Source organism: Paenibacillus sp. GCM10028914 (genome assembly GCF_042666275.1).
Classification (GTDB): domain Bacteria; phylum Bacillota; class Bacilli; order Paenibacillales; family Paenibacillaceae; genus Paenibacillus_AQ.
Window position 1 is genome coordinate 234,006 of record NZ_JBHTFO010000015.1, and the last position, 22,717, is coordinate 256,722.

Consider the following 22,717-nt stretch of genomic DNA (forward strand, 5'->3'; position numbering starts at 1 on the left):
TTTCATATGGAATTTATTACGCTAGCGCAATCACTTGCACGAAAAGCGGGGACACTTATTCTTTCACGAATGGGTGAACAAGTGTTAGCAGAAGAAAAATCATCTAGTTTCGATGTCGTTACACAAGTCGATAAAGATTCTGAGCAACTCATTCGTGAGGGCATCTTATCTGAATATCCGGATCATGAAATTTTAGGGGAAGAGGACACTTTTATAGCCCAGAAACTATTAGAAGATGTGTTAACTGCTGTAAAAAAAGATACTTATATGTGGATTGTTGATCCGCTTGATGGAACGAATAATTTTGTGCAAGGGATTGCTGGATTTACTGTCTCCATCGCGCTTTCTTACAATGGGGAGATATTGTTAGGTGTGGTTTACGATCCTTGCAGTGATGAAATGTTCTACGCGGTTAAGAACGAAGGTGCTTATCTCAATGGTAAGCAAATTCATGTATCTGACAAGGCAGGACTTCATACAAGTGTAATAGCAACGGGATTTCCATCTCAGATGGATGCTAGACTAGCTGTCTATAACGGACTTGGCAAGCTGATCCAACGGTGTAGGACGATTCGTTCGCTTGGCTCTGCCGCTCGTCATCTCGCTTATGTGGGTGCGGGGCGACTTGATGGATTTTGGGAGAACGGATTGAAAACATGGGATGTGGCTGCAGGTGTGCTCATCGTGCAAGAAGCAGGAGGTCAAGTCAGCGATACGAGCGGGAATCCTTACAGCTTGAACACGTTGCATATTGTATCAACTAATGGCCAGGTTCATGAATCTTTATTAGATTGTCTAAATTAAGGCTACGTATAAAGGGGACGGAGAACTCATGATACTGGAAGCAAGTACGACTCGATTAACGATGGCACAAGCGCTTCTGCGCTTCTTAGATCAGCAATACATTCGAGTTGATGGTCAAGATATAAAATTCGTACGTGGAGTGATGGGGATCTTTGGACACGGAAATGTGACCGGGATTGGTGAAGCTTTAGAGCGAGAGAAGACAGAACTTACATTCATCCAGGGAAAAAATGAGCAAGGGATGGTTCATGCCGCGACAGCCTTTGCAAAACAAAAAAATCGGCGTGAAATCTACGCTTGTACGACTTCGATTGGACCAGGAGCACTCAATATGGTTACCGCGGCAGCAACGGCAACTGTTAATCGAATTCCTGTGCTGTTGTTACCAGGAGATAACTTTGCTTCTAGACAACCCGATCCCGTATTGCAGCAATTGGAAATCGTCAGTGATTATAATATTTCTGCGACAGATGCTTTTAAATCGGTAAGCAAGTACTGGGATCGGATAGTTCGTCCAGAGCAGCTTATCACCGCTCTAGAACAAGCGATGCGAATCCTTATGGATCCAGCAGAGACAGGGGCTGTCACGATAGCTTTGCCTCAAGATGTTCAAGCAGAGGCCTATGATTATCCGAACTCGTTCTTTGAACGGCGAGTGCATGTAATGGATCGAAGGCCACCATCTAACGAGGTGCTGAGTCGTGCAGTTGAGCTTATACAAAAAAAGAAAAAACCATTGATTATCGCTGGTGGCGGTGTTTTATATGCAAACGCAGAGCAAGAATTAATAAGCTTTGCAGAGGCTTATGATATCCCTGTCGCTGAAACACAGGCAGGTAAAGGATCATTGCCTTGGAATCATCCGCTCAATGTCGGTGCGATCGGGGTTACAGGTTCTCTTGCAGCAAATCTCCTTGCAAAGGAAGCGGATCTAATCATCGGCATCGGAACACGATACTCAGATTTTACAACAGCGTCGAAATCTGCTTTTGCCAATGAAGATGTTCAGATGATAAATATCAACATTAATGGATTAGATGCTGTGAAGTTAAATGGATTAAATATGGTGTGCGATGCCAAGAAGGGCTTGTTAGCCTTAGCTTTGGAACTGAACCAATCCGGTTATCAGGGCACGGCTCAAACCGAAGATATATATGCACATAAAGAGGAATGGAATCGCGAAATAGACCGTTTATACGCTATAGAAAATCCGACGGGCTTGGCTCAGACTAGAGCGCTGGGAATAATCAATGAATGGATTGACCCATCAGCGATTATCGTTTGCGCAGCTGGAAGTTTACCGGGAGATTTACACCGTTTATGGAAAGTAGCTTACCCGAAAACGTACCATATGGAATACGGTTTTTCGTGCATGGGGTATGAAGTAAGTGGCGCATTTGGGGTTGCGCTTGCTGAACCTGATAAAGAGGTCTATGCAATTGTTGGAGATGGAAGCTATCTACTCTTGCACTCAGAGTTTATCACTAGTATTCAAGAAAGTCGGAAAATTACCATTTTATTATTCAATAATCATGGCTATCAATGTATTCATAATCTGCAACGCGAACACGGTAGTGACGGTTTTGGGAATGAATTCAGATATCGTAATCCTCTAGACGGTAAGTTAAATGGAGACTATATTGCCTTGGATTTTGTAAAACACGCACAAAGTCTAGGTGCAGTTGCTTATCGCGCATCCTCAGCGAAAGAATTGCAATCAGCTCTTGAGCAAGCTCGTCAAGAATCCATTTCAACATTAATTGAAATCCCTGTTGTACCCGGAACAAACTCTTCTGGTTATGAGTCATGGTGGAATGTTGGTGTGCCTGAAGTATCTTCGAATGAAAGTGTAACCAATGCTCATTTGAAAATGAAACGAATGGTCGATGGACTTAGAGGCCGATAAGATATCAGATTTTCTAGGATTACAAGGAGGCGTCAAGTGATGGATATGAAGTCATTGCCTTTCAGATTAGGGATTCATCCAATAAATTGGGTGGGGGAAGACGTCAAGGAGTTTGGTGACGACACCACCTTTCACCAAATTGTGGATGAAATTCAGGCATTAGGACTTACAGGAACTGAAATGGGACGCAAGTTTCCGACTGATCCGACTGTTCTCAAACAGGAATTGAGTGCTAGAGGCATTCAGCTTGTATCCCAATGGAAATCAGTATTGTTTTCAGACCCATCCTTTAGAGCTATGGAGTTAGAGAACTACCGTCGACATGCCGAGTTTTTAAAAGAAATGGGATGCGAGGTCATTAGCACTTGTGAAGTCGGAGGGTCGCTTCATTTTGATCCACGTCGAACGCCTTTTGAGAAAGAACTAATTAATCTAGATGCAGATGGCTGGGCTAACTTAGCCGAAGGATTAAATCAAGCCGGTGAAATCGCCAAGCAAATTGGCTTAAAACTCACATATCATCACCACGGTGGGACGGTAGTGGAGTCACAAGATGAAATTGATCGATTAATGGAAATGACAGATCCATCACTAGTACATTTACTGTTCGATACGGGACATTCTTACTATGGTGGTGGAGATCCCCTGACACTCTTAAGGAAACATCGGGAGCGAATTGCTTATATTCATCTCAAAGATGTTCGCGTTTCAATATTAGACGAAGCACGCACGGAACAATCGGATTTTGTAACTTGTATTCGAAGAGGCGTATTTACAGTGCCAGGTGATGGAAACATTGATTTCGCGCCTATTTTCGAAGAATTACTTCGAACGAACTATAATGGCTGGGCATTGATTGAAGGTGAACAAGACCCTAATAAGCACCCAGCTCGAGTGTACGCCGAGCGTTCCCTTCAGTATATAAACTCGCTGCTTAACTATCAGAATCACACCGCATAAAGTATGAATTTCAATGAAGGAGGGCTTGTTACGGTGACTTATGTATCGTTCCACCCCGACCGTCCAATCGATTTTGTCGCCATTGGTAGACTTTGTATCGATTTGAATGCCAATGAAACGAATCGACCTATGGAAGAGACAATGACATTTACGAAGTACGTAGGGGGCTCACCCGCCAATATCACGATTGGGTTGTCTCGATTAGAACAAAAGACCGCATTTATAGGAAAAGTAGCTAATGATCAGATGGGACGATTCATCGTAGATTATTTACGACGTAATGATATCGAAACCTCCAATGTAGTGACCGATCAGACTGGTGCCGTGACGGGGCTCGCTTTTACGGAGATCAAAAGTCCCACGGAATGCAGCATATTAATGTATCGCGACAATGTCGCAGATTTACGATTAGAACCCGGGGAAGTAAAAGAAGAACTTATTGCTCGTTCTAAAATGCTTCTGATCTCAGGAACTGCGCTTGCTAAAAGTCCTTCACGTGAAGCTGTATTCTTAGCAGTTCAGTATGCGAAAAAGCACGGAACCGTGGTTGTTCTTGATATAGATTATCGACCATACACATGGGCATCTGAAGCAGAAACTGCAGTTTACTATAATCTTGCAGCGGAGAAGAGCGATATCATAATCGGAACACGGGAAGAATTCGATACGATGGAAAGATTTGAAGAGAATGTTGAACATTCCGATCAGGTGACTGCACAGAAATGGTTTAATTACTCTGCGAAAATTGTAATTATTAAACATGGCAAAGCCGGCTCAATTGCTTACACGGAAGATGGTCTAAGCCATCAGGCTCAGATTTTTCCTGCGAAAGTGATCAAGACATTTGGAGCGGGTGATTCGTATGCAGCTGGATTCCTATATGGTGTGATGCAAGGATGGACGATTGAGAAAAGTATGGAATATGGAAGTGCTGCTGCAAGTATTGTGATCTCGAGTCATAGTTGCTCAGATGCAATGCCAACGCATTCTCAAATCCAAGACTATATGGAGCGATGCCAGAAGGGTGAGATCGTAGCTACTTAAGGGAAGGGATTACGGGTTCATCCGTTTATTTTATAAGGGAATAAGAGAATAAGGAGAGACAAAAATGCAGCCATTAAAAAATTGGATCAATGGGGAATGGGTTGCTTCAAAAACCACATCGACCGAAGTGGTATACAATCCAGCGACTAATGAAGTATTAGCACAAGTACCCATATCAACAAGGGACGATTTGGATCAAGCTGTAAGTATAGCGACAGAAACGTTCAAAGCTTGGAGTCAGACGCCTGTACCTAAGAGAGCTCGAATATTATTTAAATACCAACAACTCCTCGTAGATCATTGGCAAGAACTTGCAGAAATCATAACTCGTGAGAATGGGAAAAGTCTAAGCGAAGCTTACGGAGAAGTACAACGCGGGATAGAATGTGTTGAATTTGCAACAGGTGCACCTTCGCTTATGATGGGCAAGCAGTTACCTGATATCGCTACAAATATAGAGTCTGGAATGTATCGCTACCCCATTGGTGTTGTAGGTGGGATTACTCCGTTTAACTTTCCCATGATGGTTCCATGTTGGATGTTTCCGCTCGCGATTGCCTGTGGCAATACATTTATATTAAAGCCTTCCGAACGTACTCCCCTTTTGGCAAATCGTCTTGCAGAGTTAACAAAAGAAGCAGGCCTGCCTGATGGCGTATTCAATATCGTACATGGTGCACATGATGTTGTAAACGGGATTTTGGAACACAAAGATATTAAAGCTGTTTCCTTTGTCGGTTCTCAACCTGTTGCGGAGTATGTCTATAAGACAGCATCTGCTCATGGAAAAAGAGTGCAGGCACTCGCAGGAGCTAAAAATCACTCGATTGTTCTGCCTGATGCAAATCTAGAATTAACCGTGAAAGAAATTATTAATGCTGCTTTCGGTTCCGCAGGAGAACGATGTATGGCATGCTCGGTTGTTGTCGCTGTAGGAAATGTTGCTGACGAGCTTGTTGCTCGTTTGAAAGAAGCCTCTGATCATATCAAAATTGGCAATGGACTGAATGAAGGAGTGTTTCTGGGTCCTGTTATAAGAGATCAGCATAAAGAACGCACGAAATCATACATTGAAATTGGAGAGCAAGAGGGCGCGCGAATGGTACGTGATGGGCGAGTTGATAAGGCTACAGAAGGTGAAGGCTTCTTCATTGGTCCTACGATATTTGATCATGTACAAGTCGGCATGAAAATATGGCAAGATGAAATCTTTGCACCTGTTCTTGCAGTTATACGTGCAGAGACATTAGATGGTGCTATCGAAGTTGCGAATGCTTCTGACTTCGCTAATGGTGCTTGTATATTTACGCAAAATGGCAGTAGCGTTCGTTACTTCCGTGAGAACATTGATGCCGGCATGCTTGGTGTTAACTTAGGTGTTCCCGCTCCAATGGCCTTCTTTCCTTTCTCAGGTTGGAAAAAATCATTTTACGGTGATTTACATGCTAATGGCAACGATGGTGTCGAGTTTTACACACGTAAAAAGATGGTCACATCCCGTTGGTGATAACTTGTTGAGATATAACTTAAATCACGAGTTATGAAGTTTATGTCGTGTATTCCAAGGTAAGATGAAAGGTGAGAGGGAATGGGAAAAGTGAAAATCGGAATCATTGGTGGAGGTCGCATTGGAAAAATTCACGCCGATCACCTTCGAAGTTTGCAGTGTGTGCAAATAATAGGCATAGCCGACCTATTCGGTGGCGAGGCGCTTGCTTCTTGGTGTAACGAAAGAGGGATTATTTATTATCAAGACAACGGTGATGATTTGATTTGCAATTCAGAAATTGATGCGATATTTATCTGTTCACCGACAGATACGCATACTGCTTTAATCCGTAAAGCTGCGAAGGCAGGTAAACATATTTTCTGTGAGAAGCCTATTAGCCAAGAGTTAAATGAAACGAATGAAGCACTGGAAGAAGTAACTCGGGCAAATATAAAGTTCCAAGTTGGATTTAATCGACGCTTTGATCATAATTTCATACGCTTGAGAGAACATATCCTGCAAGGAACGATTGGCGAACCACATATTATAAAAATAACATCTCGTGATCCAAATCCTCCTGATCCTGATTATATTCGCTCATCCGGCGGAATTTATATGGATATGATGATTCATGATTTTGATATGGCTCGTTATGTAAGCGGTAGTGAAATTGAAAGCGTATACGCGAAAGGTAATGTATTAATTGACCCTGTGTTCGGTATGTGTGGAGATGTTGATACGGCTATGGTAATGCTTCACTTTGCTAATGGGGCCTTAGGTGTCATTGATAACAGTAGGAAAGCGGTTTATGGATATGATCAACGTGTGGAAGTATTCGGTTCAAAAGGTAGCGTTGCTGTAACCAATGATCATCCTAATACAGCCGTTATTAGTACGTCAGAAGGAATTATATCCGATAAGCCTTTGCATTTCTTTCTTGAGCGTTATGAGAAAGCCTATGCGCTCGAGGTGAGTAGGTTTATTGAAAGTATCCAACATGATACCCCTGTGGCGGTGGATGGTTATGATGGGCTTCAAGCAGAACGAATTGCTTATGCTGCGAAACTATCAGCTCGTTTAGATCGTCCAGTTCGATTAGATGAAATCTATCAATTCATAGAAGCCTAACAAAGACTCTTTGAATCGAAAGGAGTAGAACATCGATGTCAGAACTTATTATTCAGCCGAGTATTGAGTCTCAAGAGAATGGGGTCGTCATAACAGTAACACCTGCTACTGCAGGGTGGGAGTATGTCGGTTTTCAAGTAGTCAAATTAGAAGTTGGTCAGAAGTTTAGTCGTAGCACACTGGATCAGGAAGTTTGTCTTGTATTGATAAGCGGGAAAGCAAGTATAAAAACTGAACAAGCAGAATGGGAGAACATCGGCAAACGCATGTCTGTATTCGAAAAAATCCCACCGTATTCCGTATATGTGCCCAATCAAGATAAATATGAAGTTATAGCTTTAACGGAGTTGGAGCTAGCCATTTGCTCTGCTCCCGGCAAAGGAAATTATCCAGCAAGATTGATTCCACCAAGTGAAGTAGGAGTGGAATCACGAGGTTATGAAACATTGGAAAGACAGATTCATAATATATTACCGGAGACGGAAGATGCTGATAGTTTACTAGTCGTAGAAGTGTTCACACCTGCAGGACATTGGTCTAGCTTTCCGCCACATAAACATGATCGAGATGAACTGCCTAATGAATCGCTTCTTGAAGAAACGTATTATTTTCGCGTAGAACCTGAGCAAGGTTTCGCTATCCAACGAGTGTATACAGATGATCGTTCATTGGACGAAACACTCGTTGTCGCTAACGGGCAAACCGTTCTTATTCCAAAAGGATATCATCCGGTGTGTGCGCCTCCTGGGTATGATGTATATTATCTGAATGTGATGGCGGGACCAACAAGAACATGGAAGTTCCATAATGATCCCAACCATGCTTGGATCATGAATCCTCGATAGAATATTAGGTAAATGTGACCCACAAGAATTCTCTTTTAAAGAGTATTCTTGTGGGTCACTTTTGTAATTATTGATCTAGCAGTGTAGTGAACGCTCATATGGGTTAAAACTAATACTATTTCTGAAGTATTAATTCGGTGAATTTTTAACTACTTCAGTAGGATATTCTATATAAGCTAATTCTTAATAATCTTAAAATGTAAGTATTACAAATTAGAAATAGAGGAGGCGGTGTTTTCTTAAGGAATTGGGGTTCACTCAATGATCATGTTGAGGATTCGAAATTATACATTAAAAGGGGTGTATTATGAACAAACGAAGGTCTAAGAAAACCAGCCTTGTTATGCTTTTAGCAGGAATAATAACTTTGCAAACTATTTTTGTAAGCGCTTCATCGGAAGCGTATGCGGATATAGAAAAGCTTGAATCTGTTTCTGCGATCGATGAGAACAAACTACGGTTATGGTACAATGCGCCGGCAACCATGTGGAAGGATGATGGAGCAACACCCAACACATCCATGCAACTACCGCTTCCCATTGGTAATGGTTATATGGGCGGTATGGTTTATGGCAGTATAGATCGCGAGCATATTCAGTTTAATGAGAAAACATTATGGACAGGAGGTCCTGGTACCGGTCCTTACTACAACTTTGGCAACAAAACGGAAGGAGCGAATAAGCTTCTTCCCGCTTTCAGAGAACACGCTTTTAATTACGAGCAAAGCGCAATTGAAGGAATGGTAGGACAAATGCTGGGGGATACAAGCGCCTTTGGATCATACCAAAACTTCGGGGACTTATATTTTCAGTTTCCCGAATTTGACTCAAAAAATGTAAAAAAATATGTTCGTGATCTGGATTTGAATTCAGGAATCGCTGGTGTCAGATACAATTATGACGGAGTGAATTACGACAGAAAATATTTTGTTAGCTATCCTGATAATGTCATGGTGATGAGATTAACAGCGAATGCAGCGGCCAAGCTTACTTTTGACGTCAAAATAGACCTAGCACAGTCCAGGCACACGAAGGTTGTTGAAGGCGATACGATGAAGATGAACGGATATGTCAGCAATAACGGCATGAAATTCGCTTCCGAAGTGAAGGTAATTAATGAGGGTGGGAACATAACTACTGTTGATAACAATAATATACGTGTATCTAACGCGGATGCAGTTACCATCCTACTCACAAGCGCCACCGATTACAAGAATGATTTCCCTACATATAAAGGGAGCGATCCTGTTCAGAAGGTTAAGCAGACGATGGATGCAGCATCTACAAAATCATACTCTCAGCTGTTAAACACTTATACTCAGGATTACAAGTCTTTATTCGAAAGGGTATCTCTCGATATCGGATCATTGGACATGACGATTCCTACGAATGAATTGCTGCAGGCTTATCGTCTGAATTCCAATAATGAAAATGCAAGGGCATTGGAATCTTTAATGTTCCAGTATGGGAGATATCTGTTGATCGCAAGCTCTAGGGAAGGATCTTTACCTGCCAATCTTCAAGGTGTCTGGAATCATTCTAATAACCCTACATGGAATTCAGATTATCATACCAATGTTAATCTGCAGATGAACTATTGGCCAGCCATGAATACAAATATCGCTGAAACATTTCTACCTTATATCGATTATGTGGATTCTTTAAGAGAGCCTGGGAGGATAACAGCAAGGGAGTACATGGGAGTTGAAGACGGCGGATGGATGGTCAACGTAGCAAGCACACCGTTTGGACTAACCTCTCCTCTAGACAATTACGAATGGGGTTGGGATACAACGGCCAATGCTTGGCTCAGTCAGGCTTTGTGGGACTATTATGAATATACACAGGACGAGACGATGCTTGTCAAAAAAATATATCCCATTATGAAAGAGACAGCTGAATTTTTCTCCAAAACACTTGTTGAAGATCCGCGAGACGGCGAATTAGTTGTGGCACCCTCTTATTCTTCCGAGCATGGACCTATGACGGTTGGTACAACTTACGACCAGGAGTTTGTATGGCAGTTATATACGGATATGATCAGCGCATCCAAAATTGTCGGCGAAACGGACCAAGCATTCATTGACCTGTTGCAAGAGCAGTTAGCCCAAATTGATCCTATTGATATTGGAAGCTGGGGACAAATTAAAGAGTGGAAGGAGGAAGACATTGTCCCTATTATACGACCCGTTGGCGAAGCTCCTACGCACCGTCACGTATCTAATCTTGTCGGTCTTTTTCCTGGCAGGCATGTAACGAAGGAGACACCGGATTATTTCGAAGCAGCTAAAATATCATTGGAGAAGCGCGGTTATGAAAGAACAGGGTGGTCACGAGCTAAAAAAATGAATATGTGGGCCAGATTGCAGGAAGGGGATAAGGCACACCGGATGTATCAAGGTATCATTAAGGAACGGACGATGTCCAATCTGTTTAATACCCATCCACCTTTTCAAATTGATGGGAGTTTGGGCTTAACTTCAGGCGTGGCAGAAATGCTGTTACAAAGTCATGCAGGCTATATCCAGCCTCTTGCGGCTTTGCCTACGGCATGGAAATCTGGTTCTTATGAGGGACTTGTTGCAAGAGGAAATTTTGAAGTCGGTGCGGAATGGTCCGATGGAACTCTACGGAGGTTAACGATTGATTCAAATAGTGGTAAAAAAATAGTTTTGAGATATCAAAACATCAACGGTGCTGTGATTAAGGACCAAACTGGTAATCGGGTCAACTATACAGTAGATCAGAATGACCAAATATCATTTGATACTGTAAAGGGAGCAAGCTATACCATAACTCCAGCCTCAGCAGATTTCACGTCTGGTTCAGGCTCAGAAGTATTAACATTGTCGGATGGCAACAAAGATTCTTCCGAGATTGTTAATGTAATCCAGTCAGACCGGAAGACGACAATCATGGATGATTTAATACGGGAATATTATAGAACGTTTGGATTGCTTGCCCGGGATTATTCTAATGAAAGCTGGGCTACTCTAGATCGTGCTGTAGACGATGCAAAAGAATTCATGAGCACAGATCAAGATACTACCGACGATCGTGTTCAAACGATTTTAACAGAATTGCAGAAGGCAAGACGACAGCTAGAGGATCGTCACCAATCCTATAGAGTATCCCATGCTTCAAGGCTGGTTAACAAAGAAGGAGCATGGACGAATGGAAACTCATCTGCGTCCACTTCGCAAGTGGGTGACACAATCACTTATAAATTTGAAGGAGAAATCATCGAGTGGTATGGGGTTAGGGGGGCGAACCGAGGAAAAGTGAAAGTATACATCGATGGTGTTTATGATCGCGATGTGGATTTTTACTCAACTAATACGGGAAACACCCTTGCTTATCGGAAAACAGATCTTCCTTTCGGCAAACACACGATTAAAATAGTAGTTGCTGAGAAAAGTGATTATTCTTCAGGAGCCGCTGTTGAATGGAGCGAATTTAAAGTTTTTACGCTGAAAGATTCTTCTGTTCCAGTGGTTCAGAATCTTGCGTTGAACAAGCCGACTACCGCGAACGACACCTATACCCCATTACCAGGCTACAGTGCCAATCAAGCAACGGATGGTAAGAAAGATACAAGATGGGCCACCAATGACAATAAGAGTGAATATATACTAGAAATTGATTTGCAAGCCACAACTTCAGTCAACCAGATTGTTATCCAAGAAGCAACGGATCAGGGATTAGGCGAGAGAATAGCCGACTATCAGATTGAAGCCTGGAATAAAGGAGCTTGGCACCCTGTATTTAGTGGAAACGGAGTAGGAGAATTTAGACAAATCGATATGGACAGAATCTCGGCAGAGAAGCTAAGATTTAACTTTAAGCCGAAGGGGACCAAAGGCGTAACCATAAGGGAAATTGAGGTCTATAACATTCCTGATGATTCACCCGAAGAGCCGAACAGTGTTCTGACGGGACCTGCTGAAGTGACTAGCGATGAGCTCTTCACTATTCATTTGGGATTTGAAGGGTTGACGAAAGCGATATTAGCTCAAGATATCCGTCTTAACTATGATTCCGATATTTTCACATTTATTTCTGCCAAAACTGTGATTGATGGGGTCCGTATATTGGAGACCATTCAGGATCCATCCGGAGGTGTTCGTCTTATTATTGTCAGTCAAGGCATCGAGCAGGCTGTACAGGGAAATCCGAATATGCTTGAGCTTGAGTTCCAAGTGAAAGTGAAGGACTTTACTCGAGAAATAACTAGCGAAATATCCGTAACAGAAGCAATTCTTGCCGATGCGGATGGTCTTGAAATGAATGCCAATACATCTAAGATTGAAATGAAAATTGTGACAGGTGATCCTTCTATTTCAGAGGACCTAAACGGAGATGGGAAAGTTTCAGTTGGCGATCTCGCCATTGTGGCAGCCCGATACGGTAAGGATTCCACAAGTCCGGATTGGGAACAAATCAAACGTGCAGATGTGAATAAAGACAGCAGAATCGATGTCGCTGATCTTGCAGCCGTCGCAAGAAAAATTATGGAGTGACCGATACCAAAGAATTTCTATTGGTTTGGGAAGCTTGACTGTGAAATACCTATTCATAAGACTGAATTTATTTTTGGAAAATGCCCCTTTTTGGGGCATTTTCTTTTGCGTATATTTACGAATTTTCACCGGAAGGAAGAACAAAAAATAAAATACTTGACTTTTTGTTGAGATCATACAGGTACTTGACGCCCCTATGCTATATTAATAGAAGTGAATTTTACGGGTGAAGAGAGATAAAGTGTCGTTTCTCACTCTCAATACAACTAACTTGGCACCCACACATTGGAGGAATATCATGTTTCAGTATAGCAATCAAAACTATGAAAATATAAACTTCGGAACACAAGATTTAAGGTACGGGGAACTAATCAGTTGTACGTTTACTTGCTGCTCTTTCGCAAACGGATCACTAGAGGAGATAACATCCAGCAACTGCCGTTTTATAGAGTGTGATTTTCGCGGGGCATCATTAAACGGGTCACTACATAAAGAATCTGCATTTGAAAATTGCAACTTTAATGGGGCTAATCTTTTCGTTTCAAAATTTGAACAATGCAAAATGACCGGTTCTGATTTTTCGGGTGCGAATATGGACGGAGTCACCATTGAGCGAGGAGATTGGTCTTACACAAATTTGAGAAATACCAGACTTGTTAGACAAGATTTACGAGGAATTAAATTTTTTGAGGCAGACTTGTCTGGAGCTAATTTAGAAAAAGCTGATCTGAGAGATTGTGATCTGACTATGACTTCACTGGCAAAATCGAAGTTACAGGGTGCTGATGTAAGAGGGGCAAAAATGGAAGGTGTAGATTTCAAAAATATAATCATTACTGGGCTTAGAATGGATAGAGAGCAATCCGTATTGTTTGCTCTTTCTCATGGAGCTAAGATAGGGTGACTTACATCTAATATAAATTTCTGTTCTTGACTTTAATGATTGTTATGAGTTAAGATTCAATCCAAGAATTACAAATGTGGCAAGGATCAAAGACATGATTTCCTTTACGAGCTGTTCAGAGAGAGAAGCATTAGCTGAAAGCTTCTTCAGTACCGATTGTGAAATTACCCCTTTGTAGCCGTTACGTTGAACCCGTTGATCCGTATTCGCGACAGTAAGCGTCACCGTCTTATCCCCGTTACTGGATACTAATGAGGGCCTTGAATCTTCATGTTTCGCTGAACAGTGAGACACGATAGGATTTAGGGTCGAATCAGGGTGGAACCACGAGCTGAACGCACTCGTCCCTTTTTGGGAGAGTGTGTTTTTTTGCGTTCAATAAAATCGATAAATTCAGGAATGGAGGCTAAATCATGGAGATCAATGTGAACTTACCAGATGGAACAATTAGGAGGTATCAACAAGGAACGACAATTGAACAAGTTGCGGAGTCGATTAGTACCAGTCTGAAGAAAAATGCCATAGCTGGAAAGATAAATGGCAAGCTCGTTGATCTTCGCGAATCGATCGACCATGATAGCCTGATCGAAATTGTTACGCTGGATAGCTCAGATGGTCTGGAGATATATAGACACAGTACGGCTCATATCATGGCTCAAGCCATTAAACGTATTTATGGAAAAGAAGCTGTTAAACTCGGGATTGGGCCTGTCATTAAGGACGGATTCTACTACGATGTGGATATAGAAGATCCATTGTCTCTAGATGATCTTGCCGCCATCGAGAAAGAAATGGCACAGATTATTAAAGAGAACTTGCCAATCGTAAGACGGGTCGTTACAAGAGAGGATGCTATCTCAATATTTGAGGAGCTTGGTGAACCACTTAAATTAGAGCTCATTCATGATCTTCCGGAAGATGCAGTCATTAGCATTTATGATCAGGGTGAATTTTGTGACCTGTGTCGTGGGCCGCACCTTCCTTCAACAGGGAAAGTTAAGGCGTTTAAGCTGATGAATGTAGCTGGAGCATACTGGCGAGGTGATTCCGATAACAAGATGTTGCAAAGGATTTATGGAACTTCTTTTCTAAAAAAAGCACATCTTGAAGAGCATTTACATCTTCTGGAGGAAGCTAAGAAGCGTGATCACCGCAAGCTCGGCAAAGAACTTGGGCTGTTTATGTTCTCAGATGAAGCACCGGGCATGCCATTCTATCTTCCAAAGGGAATGACAATTCGAACAGAGCTAGAGAACTATGCGCGAGAGTTACAGCGACAGCGGGATTATGAGGAAGTACGCACTCCGCTCATGATGAATAATCGACTATGGGAGCAATCCGGACATTGGGATCATTATAAAGACAATATGTACTTCACTAATGTGGACGAAACGAAATTTGCTCTTAAACCGATGAACTGTCCGGGGCATATGCTTATTTACAAAAACAGCCTGCATTCCTATCGCGAATTGCCTATTCGTATATCGGAATTCGGTCAAGTGCATAGGCACGAATTCTCAGGAGCACTTAACGGAATGATGCGAGTACGTACATTCTGCCAGGATGACGCCCACCTCTTCGTCTTACCTGATCAGATCGAGGAAGAAATTAGCCGTGTAATCGAACTGATCGATCACATTTATCAAGTATTCGGTTTTGAATATAAGATCGAGCTTTCTACACGGCCGGAAGATTATATGGGTTCTGAAGAGCTGTGGCAGAAGGCTGAGGATTCCTTACGGAATGTTCTTAATAATCGAGGTATTGACTATCGAGTGAATGAAGGAGATGGGGCTTTCTACGGTCCAAAGATCGATTTCCATATCTTAGATGCGCTTAAACGGAGCTGGCAATGCGGGACAATACAACTGGATTTTCAGATGCCCGAGAATTTTGATCTTTCTTATATTGGTGAGAACAATCAGAAACATCGACCCGTAGTGATTCACCGTGCGGTATACGGATCGATTGATCGATTTATAGGGATATTAACGGAACATTTTGCTGGTGCATTTCCAATATGGCTTGCCCCTGTTCAAGTCAAGTTATTGCCTGTTTCGGAGAATTATATCGATTATGCTTACCAAGTGAAGAAATTCCTTGAGGAGAGTGGGATTCGTATAGAGGTAGATATGCGAAACGAAAAGCTTGGTTACAAAATTCGGGAAGCTCAGCTTGAAAAAGTACCTTATATGCTCGTTCTAGGTGAGCAAGAGAAAAATTTCGGTCAGGTATCTGTTAGGAAAAGAGGCGAAGGGGATCTTGGTTTACAAAGTGTGAATGAGATTGCCGAGTTGATAAAAGAAGAAATTCGTAATAAGCGGTAATACCAGTCATGTAACCATAAATGGTCCAAATTCAGTCCATACATGGAAAAGTAATTAATGAAGAAAGTACTCGTTTGGAATTGCGAGTGCTTTCTTTTTTATTAGATATCAATATTCCAATGTTTGATGAATTGGTATAAAATAGGTAAAATTGTAATCAGTAAGCTTTATTTACGGACTATACCAGATAAAGAAAGGAGGTTGCTTTTATGTATGAACGCTTAGCAGAAAAACTCGAGAACCCCGCAGGTATTAAGTGGTTTAAGGGACGTGGTGCTGAAGATGCCTGGATCGTTGATGCTGAGGCGGAACTGGGCCTAACTCTGCCGCCATCTTATTGTTGGTGGCTTAAGAACTATGGTAATGCGCATCTTTCAGGTACGTGGATATTAAACCTTGCCCCACCAGAACTACGAGAATATGTTGATACTGACATCTTGTACATTCATCGTTTGAATATCGCAGATGAAGAATGGCGTAACCAATTTCCGAATAGATTGGATTTGTTCGTGCCAGATGAGGATGAATTGTATTATTTTGATACATCAGCAAGAGATGAGCAAGGCGAGTTCCCCGTGATGTGCTATGACCTGATGAATGACATGATCTTCGAATATGCCCCTTCGTTTGCCGCATTCCTTGAGCAGCTGATTGATAAACGAATTCCCCGACAATCATCTTGACTGACATTTAAATGTTAACTAACTCCAAGATATTATAACAATTTATTGACCTGAAAGGAAACCACTCTTCCGGGAAAGGTGGATACTATGAAAGAGTCATTAATTGAGAGATTAAAGTTATTTCTATATCGGGAGGATAATCTTACACTCGTAGGTCATCCTGCGAGCCAAGAGGAAATTTCACAAGCGGAGCAGTTGTTGAATGTTAGCTTCCATACGGATTATGTGAAGTTTATCCAGACGTTCGGAGGAGCCTATGCAGGAATTGCTGTACATGCATTCGCTAACGGTTCCAGTATTGGAAAAGAGACGGTCATCGATTTGACATTAAGATACCGAGAACAATTCAAGGAACATTCGTTTGCTAAAATCTTAGAAACCAGCTATGTCATTTCGATGGATGGATCTGGTGATCCAATTATGATGAATTCGTCCGGACAGGTATATATCGGTTATCATGACACAGCAGAGATCAGATTGTTAGCGGATTCATTCGAAGCGCTGATCGAGGATCAATTTTATGAATGGTAAAGCAAGTAGATCTTAATAAGGCGAATCTAGAGCAGAAGTGATAAGCCTGTGTAACGTTTGATAAATATAGGCATATGATGGTTTTAAATTCCGGCGGAAGGACTGAACAACTTCATTATGTCTAATTACGATTATGAAATGAATCAAAGAGTATCAGATGCTCTTATGAATGGGATAAAAAAAGAAGCGTCTACTATCGAACTCTATAGACGTTTAGCGGAGAGTACAACAAATTCTGAGGATCAAAAACACATAATAAATGCTCTGCAAGCTAAAGAAGAATATTTTAATCAATTTATTGATATTTATTGTAAACTGAATAACCGGCAGCCTGACTATCAGTTCGATTCGATCACATTTACCAGTTATAGAGAAGGGTTAATGAAAGCGCACGAAGCTGGGATCGAGGGTTATAAGGAATACAGTAGGGGGAGTTACCTTACTCAAGACCCGATCGTTCAAAAAATATTTCTGCAAGCATCATCCGGTGAAATCGCGAATGCAACACGTTTTGCTTCGATGAATGACAAAATAACCGATATGGGAAAAAAACCATATGTAGTCAATATTGAAGAGGTCACAGAGCAGAATAATAACTACCGAACTGCGTTGTGGACAGGACAATACTTCCAAGTAACTTTAATGAGTATCGACGTTGGAAGTGATATCGGTTTAGAAGTACATCCAACAACAGATCAATTTATTCGAATTGAAGAAGGTCAAGGAATTGTCCAAATGGGATCCAGCAAAGAAAAGTTAGATTTTGTAGAAAAGGTAGAAGACGGATATGCGATTATGGTACCCGCTGGAACATGGCATAATGTAACCAATACCGGTGATGAGCCGATGAAAGTATATGTAATCTATGCTCCTCCCCAGCATCCATTCGGGACCGTTCACAAAACGAAGAAAGATGCCATGGCTGAAGAAAGAGTGTATGCATTATAGGATAAATAAGTAATGATCTGATACGAGACTGCCATTTTGGTGGTCTTGTTGTTCTATTCGCAGTAAACGATACATAAACCATTCATAACATTCTTCGCACACTCGAACGCTTTGGATTGGGCCCAAAGTGGAATTCTCTCTTTTTAACCCGAATTAAATGGTTTATAATGATTAGATTGTAGTAGATATTTTAATCTATAAATCATTATAATAGACTAAGATGTGGCATTATCTGACACAGAAAAGGTATGTTCCTACATGACAACTTGCTTTTTATGACATCTAAGCAGGAGCACCTACTCTTTTTTGCGAACATAGGGATAGGGAGGGTTATAATGAGCAACATACAGAAAAAAACAGACGTTATCTTAATTGGTGCGGGCGTAATGAGCGCTACTCTGGGATCGTTACTGAAAGAGTTAGAACCTAAATGGGAAATTAAAGTGTTTGAGAAACTCGCAAGTGCAGGAGAAGAAAGCTCTAATGAATGGAATAACGCGGGTACCGGCCATGCCGCACTGTGTGAACTTAACTATACATCCGAAAAACCCGATGGATCTATAGATATTAGCAAGGCCGTGAAGATTAATGAACAGTTCCAGCTTTCTAGACAGTTTTGGTCTTATCTTGTTAAGAGCAATCTGATTCGCAATCCGCAGGACTTTATCATGCCGATTCCACATATGAGCTTGGTACAAGGGGAGAAAAATGTAGCTTTTTTGAAAAAAAGATTTGAAGCGCTATCAAAAAATCCTCTGTTCCAAGGAATGGAATATTCCGATGATCCTAAAAAACTGAAGGAATGGATTCCACTGATTATGGAAGGCCGTACGATGAATGAACCGATTGCGGCAACAAAAATTGATTCAGGAACGGACGTCAACTTCGGTGCGTTAACACGGATTTTATTTGAACACTTGAAGAGTAAAGATGTTGAGATAAACTACAAACATAGTGTAAAGAATATGAAACGTACCAGTGACGGCTTATGGGAAGTGAAAGTGCATAATATCGAGAGCGGAAAAATCGAATACCATACTGCTAAATTCGTCTTTATCGGAGGTGGAGGAGGAAGTCTACCTTTGCTACAAAAAACCGGCATACCGGAATCAAAGCATATTGGTGGGTTCCCGGTAAGCGGGCTATTTTTAGTGTGTAACAACCCAGATGTGGTAGCGAAGCACCACGCAAAAGTATACGGAAAAGCGAAGGTTGGAGCTCCTCCTATGTCAGTTCCACACCTAGATACAAGATATATCGATAACAAAAAGTCACTACTGTTCGGACCATTCGCCGGCTTCTCACCGAAGTTCTTAAAAACGGGTTCAAACATGGATTTGATCAATTCTGTAAAACTTAATAATGTGATTACGATGTTAGCTGCTGGTGTTAAGGAAATGGCTTTGACAAAGTACCTTATCCAGCAAGTCATGTTATCTAATGAAAAGCGCATGGATGAATTACGTGAGTTTATTCCTAATGCCAAGAGTGAAGATTGGGGAATCGTAGTCGCAGGCCAGCGGGTGCAAGTAATTAAAGATACAGATGCAGGAAAAGGAACCCTACAATTTGGTACAGAAGTTGTAAGTGCTGCTGATGGCTCGGTAGCCGCATTGCTCGGCGCTTCTCCGGGAGCTTCTACGGCTGTTCATGTCATGCTTGAGGTATTAGATAGATGCTTCCCTAAACATAAGAAAAATTGGCAAGCGAAAATTAAAGAAATGATTCCTTCATATGGCGTGTCTCTAGTTGAGAACACAAGGTTTTTTGAGGATATTTATACTTCAACGGCGGAGACGCTGGGACTTAGCGAAAAAGAACTGGTCCTTCATTAATTCATATTTTTCATTGTAAATAAACAGAGAACCTTTGATTTAGCTTTAGATCGAAGGTTCTTTTTGTATCTATTTAATTGGAAAATAAAAGAAAATAATGAATATAGTTTTATATCATGTTACATTCCAAATGCAAACCATACTGCTACTGAAGGGATGAATAATATGAAAATGAGTATCGAAAACCTCCCCAAATATCGCATCGCATATGTGAGACAAGTAGGACCTTATGGAGCGGGGAACATTCAAGCAATGGAAAAGTTGAAAAAATGGGCTGCTAGCAAGGATCTACTCAATGATTCAACAATATTACTTGCCATTATTCAAGATAACCCAGAAACGACACATCCTGAGAACTGTCGATTTGATGCTTGTATCGTCATTCCACTCGATTATCAATTAGATGATTCAATGAACGAAAGCGAAACATTCAATGGAAGATATGTTGTTTGTAAAGTCAAACACACAGCTGAAGATATTCAAAAAGCATGGGCTGAATTATTCCCGTTTATACAGAACGCTGGGTATCGTATCGACGACAAACCGATGATGGAAAGATATATAGGTGATATGATGTACAACGAGTACTGTGAGATATGTGTTCCTGTAAAACCGTTATAACCGGACTTACTGCCGATAACGATGAGGAAATATTGGAGATGCTGCGTATACTAGAACAAGGTCTTAAAATCAGGAATCGGAATCGCTTGATTGCACATCATTACAGGTTTATTTTATTGTTAAAGAAAAGGAGCCAACATATTGAGAATTACATATGAGGGAGGAAAAATGGTGCGTATTGCTGATCGGATCTACGGTGTGTATGAAATTGATAATGTATTAGAGGAATTAATAGAGTCTAAACCGGTTCAAAGATTGAAAGGTATCCATCAAGGCGGTGCAAGTTACTTAATTAATTCGAGATGGAACGTTACACGCTTTGACCACTCGGTCGGTGTCATGCTCTTAATAAAGAGGCTGGGTGGTTCAATAGAGGAACAAATTGCAGGATTACTGCACGATGTGTCTCATACAGCTTTCTCTCATGTTATTGATTTTGTTCTTGATAATAAAGATGAGGACTATCATGAGAAAATATATACCTCAGTGGTCCAAAATTCCGAAATCCCATCGATTCTTGAGAAGTACGGGTACAACTATAAGGATATATTGCAGGATGATAGTAAGTGGACACTATTAGAGCAACCAGCACCAGAATTATGTGCAGATCGAGTGGATTATACGCTGCGGGATATGTATGAATATGGACATATCTCTTTAGAAGAAGTGCATCGTTTTTTAGATCACTTAATTGTTGTAGAAGGAAAAATGTATGTTCAAAACACTGACATCGCTGAATGGTTTGTTAGAACATATTATAAAGAAGTCATTGACTTTTTTATGGATCCTCTAAATATATATGGGAATGGTATGTTAGCAAAGATACTTAAGATATCGATAGATAAAGGTATAATTAGTTTGGATGATTTTCTTATGGAAGATGATGAATTAATAGATAAGATAAAGTCGGTTGAAGATAAAGAATTGGTAACTCTATTGAAAAAACTGAACCAGAATGTACAAGTAATAGAAGATCGGGATCAATACGACATACATCTTAAAAACAAAGTTCGTATGATCGATCCATCTGTATGGAGTGATAACCGGTTAATTCCTGCGTCCGAATTATCGAATGAAATCAGAAATATGAGTAAGGAAGCATTCGATAAAGCAACAAGAGGGGTATATTTGAGGATCATTTCTAATTAAATAAACATCCAGTGAGAGGAGGAGTTGATGTTGGAACATTTGTTGCATGAGACTATAAAGAAATATATGGATCCAAGTGCAGATATTCTAAGCATAGAATCTAAGCCGATTCATATTGGATTACAAGCAGTAGCGTTACATCGTCATTCAATTCATCTGAAAAACCGCGAAAGTATGCCAATATCTCTTGTGACTAAGTATGCAACTCGGTTAGAACGTCGTGTACTGAACAGGCTCTATTTACAACAAGCCAATGTACCATTTATGTTGACAAATGGCTCTGAGGAAGAAGAAAGGGCTCTTGTTTGTATTCAAGATGTTGATTATACATCAGATTATTCCAACTTAAATATTGAGGCTCTTCAGCAAAAAGAAATCAAGGCTTTATCGCATATTCACACTTCTAATTTTGGTCATGAAAATGACCTTACTTGGCTGCCTAGGGTAGACAGGGATCATATTGAAGCCATGATTAATATAAGGTGGAAACCACAATGGCAAGCTGCTATAAAGAACGAGCAGTTTTTGGACATTTTCGGTGATTACATTCCTTCAGTTGAAGCAGCTGCAGCCACGATTTTTCAAGACATCGTAGACGTAATGATAGATGAGAACAGTTATACCCTAATACATAATGATTTAAATCCTGGCAACGTATTAGTACATAACAATTCTGATGTATTCTTTATTGATTGGGAAGATGCTAGATACGGATCTTTATTTTTTGACATTCCATTGCGTTGCAGCACACCAGAACAAATTGAGAGTTATAGAGTCTTATTAGCTGCAAGAGGACTGGAATTTTCTGATCATCGTTTCTACCACCTGTATACTACCGCTGCTCGTTATCTTGGGCTAAGATATATGAGTTGGAATTTAGGAACTTGGGCTAGTGATTCAAAAGCAAAAGAAGATTTGAGAAAATATTTAAACATGGTAGTAGGCAATGTTTACTAGATTAGCATATAAACATTAAATTATTAATTGTATTTGTGATTAACAACTTGTCGGGAGTATTCATCAT

18 protein-coding genes are annotated in these 22,717 nt (G+C 40.9%); 17 read left to right on the forward strand and 1 reads right to left on the reverse strand.

Annotated features, from left to right (window positions below):
- The first annotated feature begins 6 nt into the window (after positions 1-6).
- From ACFQV5_RS14585 to ACFQV5_RS14625, 9 genes are all read left to right on the forward strand, one after another.
- Positions 7-804, forward strand: coding sequence for an inositol monophosphatase family protein (locus ACFQV5_RS14585; RefSeq protein WP_379248015.1), 798 nt, complete (start codon positions 7-9; stop codon positions 802-804).
- 28 nt (positions 805-832) lie between these two features.
- Positions 833-2,710, forward strand: a complete 1,878-nt coding sequence (gene iolD, locus ACFQV5_RS14590; RefSeq protein WP_379248017.1) for a 3D-(3,5/4)-trihydroxycyclohexane-1,2-dione acylhydrolase (decyclizing) — start codon at positions 833-835, stop codon at positions 2,708-2,710.
- 45 nt (positions 2,711-2,755) lie between these two features.
- Entirely contained in the window at positions 2,756-3,670 is a 915-nt protein-coding gene (gene iolE / locus ACFQV5_RS14595; RefSeq protein ID WP_379248279.1) for a myo-inosose-2 dehydratase, read from the forward strand.
- A 33-nt stretch (positions 3,671-3,703) separates the two neighbouring features.
- On the forward strand, positions 3,704-4,714 hold the full coding sequence (iolC, locus tag ACFQV5_RS14600) for a 5-dehydro-2-deoxygluconokinase (RefSeq protein ID WP_379248019.1): 1,011 nt from the start codon (positions 3,704-3,706) through the stop codon (positions 4,712-4,714).
- Between the two features lie 64 nt (positions 4,715-4,778).
- Positions 4,779-6,221 (forward strand): CoA-acylating methylmalonate-semialdehyde dehydrogenase, encoded by a 1,443-nt coding sequence (locus tag ACFQV5_RS14605; RefSeq protein ID WP_379248021.1) that lies wholly within the window; start codon positions 4,779-4,781, stop codon positions 6,219-6,221.
- Positions 6,222-6,302: 81 nt separating this feature from the next.
- Positions 6,303-7,331 (forward strand): inositol 2-dehydrogenase, encoded by a 1,029-nt coding sequence (gene iolG / locus ACFQV5_RS14610; RefSeq protein ID WP_379248023.1) that lies wholly within the window; start codon positions 6,303-6,305, stop codon positions 7,329-7,331.
- 35 nt (positions 7,332-7,366) lie between these two features.
- Positions 7,367-8,176: a 5-deoxy-glucuronate isomerase gene (iolB, locus tag ACFQV5_RS14615; RefSeq protein ID WP_379248025.1), complete on the forward strand. Its 810-nt coding sequence runs from the start codon at positions 7,367-7,369 to the stop codon at positions 8,174-8,176.
- A gap of 307 nt (positions 8,177-8,483) precedes the next feature.
- The gene (locus tag ACFQV5_RS14620) at positions 8,484-12,695 is read left to right on the forward strand and encodes a glycosyl hydrolase family 95 catalytic domain-containing protein (protein ID WP_379248027.1); all 4,212 of its coding nucleotides are present in this window, start codon (positions 8,484-8,486) and stop codon (positions 12,693-12,695) included.
- A 298-nt stretch (positions 12,696-12,993) separates the two neighbouring features.
- A complete protein-coding gene (locus ACFQV5_RS14625; protein ID WP_379248029.1) occupies positions 12,994-13,599 on the forward strand; it encodes a pentapeptide repeat-containing protein in 606 nt (201 codons plus the stop codon).
- Positions 13,600-13,641: 42 nt separating this feature from the next.
- Here ACFQV5_RS14625 and ACFQV5_RS14630 read toward each other — a convergent pair whose 3' ends face one another.
- Positions 13,642-13,893: a hypothetical protein gene (locus ACFQV5_RS14630; protein WP_379248031.1), complete on the reverse strand. Its 252-nt coding sequence runs from the start codon at positions 13,891-13,893 to the stop codon at positions 13,642-13,644.
- A 119-nt stretch (positions 13,894-14,012) separates the two neighbouring features.
- Here ACFQV5_RS14630 and thrS point away from each other — a divergent pair, with 119 nt between their 5' ends.
- The 8 genes from thrS (at position 14,013) to ACFQV5_RS14670 (ending at position 22,650) form a co-directional block, all read left to right on the forward strand.
- A complete protein-coding gene (thrS, locus tag ACFQV5_RS14635; RefSeq protein WP_379248033.1) occupies positions 14,013-15,926 on the forward strand; it encodes a threonine--tRNA ligase in 1,914 nt (637 codons plus the stop codon).
- A 209-nt stretch (positions 15,927-16,135) separates the two neighbouring features.
- Complete coding sequence (locus ACFQV5_RS14640; protein WP_379248035.1) at positions 16,136-16,609, forward strand: SMI1/KNR4 family protein; 474 nt, start codon at positions 16,136-16,138, stop codon at positions 16,607-16,609.
- Between the two features lie 87 nt (positions 16,610-16,696).
- Complete coding sequence (locus ACFQV5_RS14645; protein WP_379248037.1) at positions 16,697-17,140, forward strand: SMI1/KNR4 family protein; 444 nt, start codon at positions 16,697-16,699, stop codon at positions 17,138-17,140.
- Between the two features lie 138 nt (positions 17,141-17,278).
- A complete protein-coding gene (locus tag ACFQV5_RS14650) occupies positions 17,279-18,088 on the forward strand; it encodes a cupin domain-containing protein (RefSeq protein ID WP_379248039.1) in 810 nt (269 codons plus the stop codon).
- A gap of 275 nt (positions 18,089-18,363) precedes the next feature.
- Positions 18,364-19,923 (forward strand): malate:quinone oxidoreductase, encoded by a 1,560-nt coding sequence (locus ACFQV5_RS14655; protein ID WP_379248041.1) that lies wholly within the window; start codon positions 18,364-18,366, stop codon positions 19,921-19,923.
- A gap of 165 nt (positions 19,924-20,088) precedes the next feature.
- Complete coding sequence (locus ACFQV5_RS14660) at positions 20,089-20,544, forward strand: AraC family transcriptional regulator (RefSeq protein WP_379248043.1); 456 nt, start codon at positions 20,089-20,091, stop codon at positions 20,542-20,544.
- 171 nt (positions 20,545-20,715) lie between these two features.
- Entirely contained in the window at positions 20,716-21,693 is a 978-nt protein-coding gene (locus ACFQV5_RS14665) for an HD domain-containing protein (protein WP_379248280.1), read from the forward strand.
- A 27-nt stretch (positions 21,694-21,720) separates the two neighbouring features.
- Positions 21,721-22,650: a phosphotransferase gene (locus ACFQV5_RS14670; protein WP_379248045.1), complete on the forward strand. Its 930-nt coding sequence runs from the start codon at positions 21,721-21,723 to the stop codon at positions 22,648-22,650.
- Positions 22,651-22,717 lie beyond the last annotated feature (67 nt).

Excerpts from the sequence above, each read along its gene's own strand:
- thrS (WP_379248033.1), top strand. The coding sequence starts at position 14,013 with ATGGAGATCAATGTGAACTTACCAGATGGAACAATTAGGAGGTATCAA.
- iolG (WP_379248023.1), top strand. The coding sequence starts at position 6,303 with ATGGGAAAAGTGAAAATCGGAATCATTGGTGGAGGTCGCATTGGAAAA.
- ACFQV5_RS14620 (WP_379248027.1), top strand. The coding sequence starts at position 8,484 with ATGAACAAACGAAGGTCTAAGAAAACCAGCCTTGTTATGCTTTTAGCA.
- iolB (WP_379248025.1), top strand. The coding sequence starts at position 7,367 with ATGTCAGAACTTATTATTCAGCCGAGTATTGAGTCTCAAGAGAATGGG.
- ACFQV5_RS14645 (WP_379248037.1), top strand. The coding sequence starts at position 16,697 with ATGAAAGAGTCATTAATTGAGAGATTAAAGTTATTTCTATATCGGGAG.
- ACFQV5_RS14585 (WP_379248015.1), top strand. The coding sequence starts at position 7 with ATGGAATTTATTACGCTAGCGCAATCACTTGCACGAAAAGCGGGGACA.
- ACFQV5_RS14605 (WP_379248021.1), top strand. The coding sequence starts at position 4,779 with ATGCAGCCATTAAAAAATTGGATCAATGGGGAATGGGTTGCTTCAAAA.
- ACFQV5_RS14640 (WP_379248035.1), top strand. The coding sequence starts at position 16,136 with ATGTATGAACGCTTAGCAGAAAAACTCGAGAACCCCGCAGGTATTAAG.
- ACFQV5_RS14625 (WP_379248029.1), top strand. The coding sequence starts at position 12,994 with ATGTTTCAGTATAGCAATCAAAACTATGAAAATATAAACTTCGGAACA.
- ACFQV5_RS14670 (WP_379248045.1), top strand. The coding sequence starts at position 21,721 with ATGTTGGAACATTTGTTGCATGAGACTATAAAGAAATATATGGATCCA.
- iolE (WP_379248279.1), top strand. The coding sequence starts at position 2,756 with ATGAAGTCATTGCCTTTCAGATTAGGGATTCATCCAATAAATTGGGTG.
- ACFQV5_RS14655 (WP_379248041.1), top strand. The coding sequence starts at position 18,364 with ATGACATCTAAGCAGGAGCACCTACTCTTTTTTGCGAACATAGGGATA.
- ACFQV5_RS14650 (WP_379248039.1), top strand. The coding sequence starts at position 17,279 with ATGAATCAAAGAGTATCAGATGCTCTTATGAATGGGATAAAAAAAGAA.
- iolD (WP_379248017.1), top strand. The coding sequence starts at position 833 with ATGATACTGGAAGCAAGTACGACTCGATTAACGATGGCACAAGCGCTT.
- ACFQV5_RS14660 (WP_379248043.1), top strand. The coding sequence starts at position 20,089 with ATGAAAATGAGTATCGAAAACCTCCCCAAATATCGCATCGCATATGTG.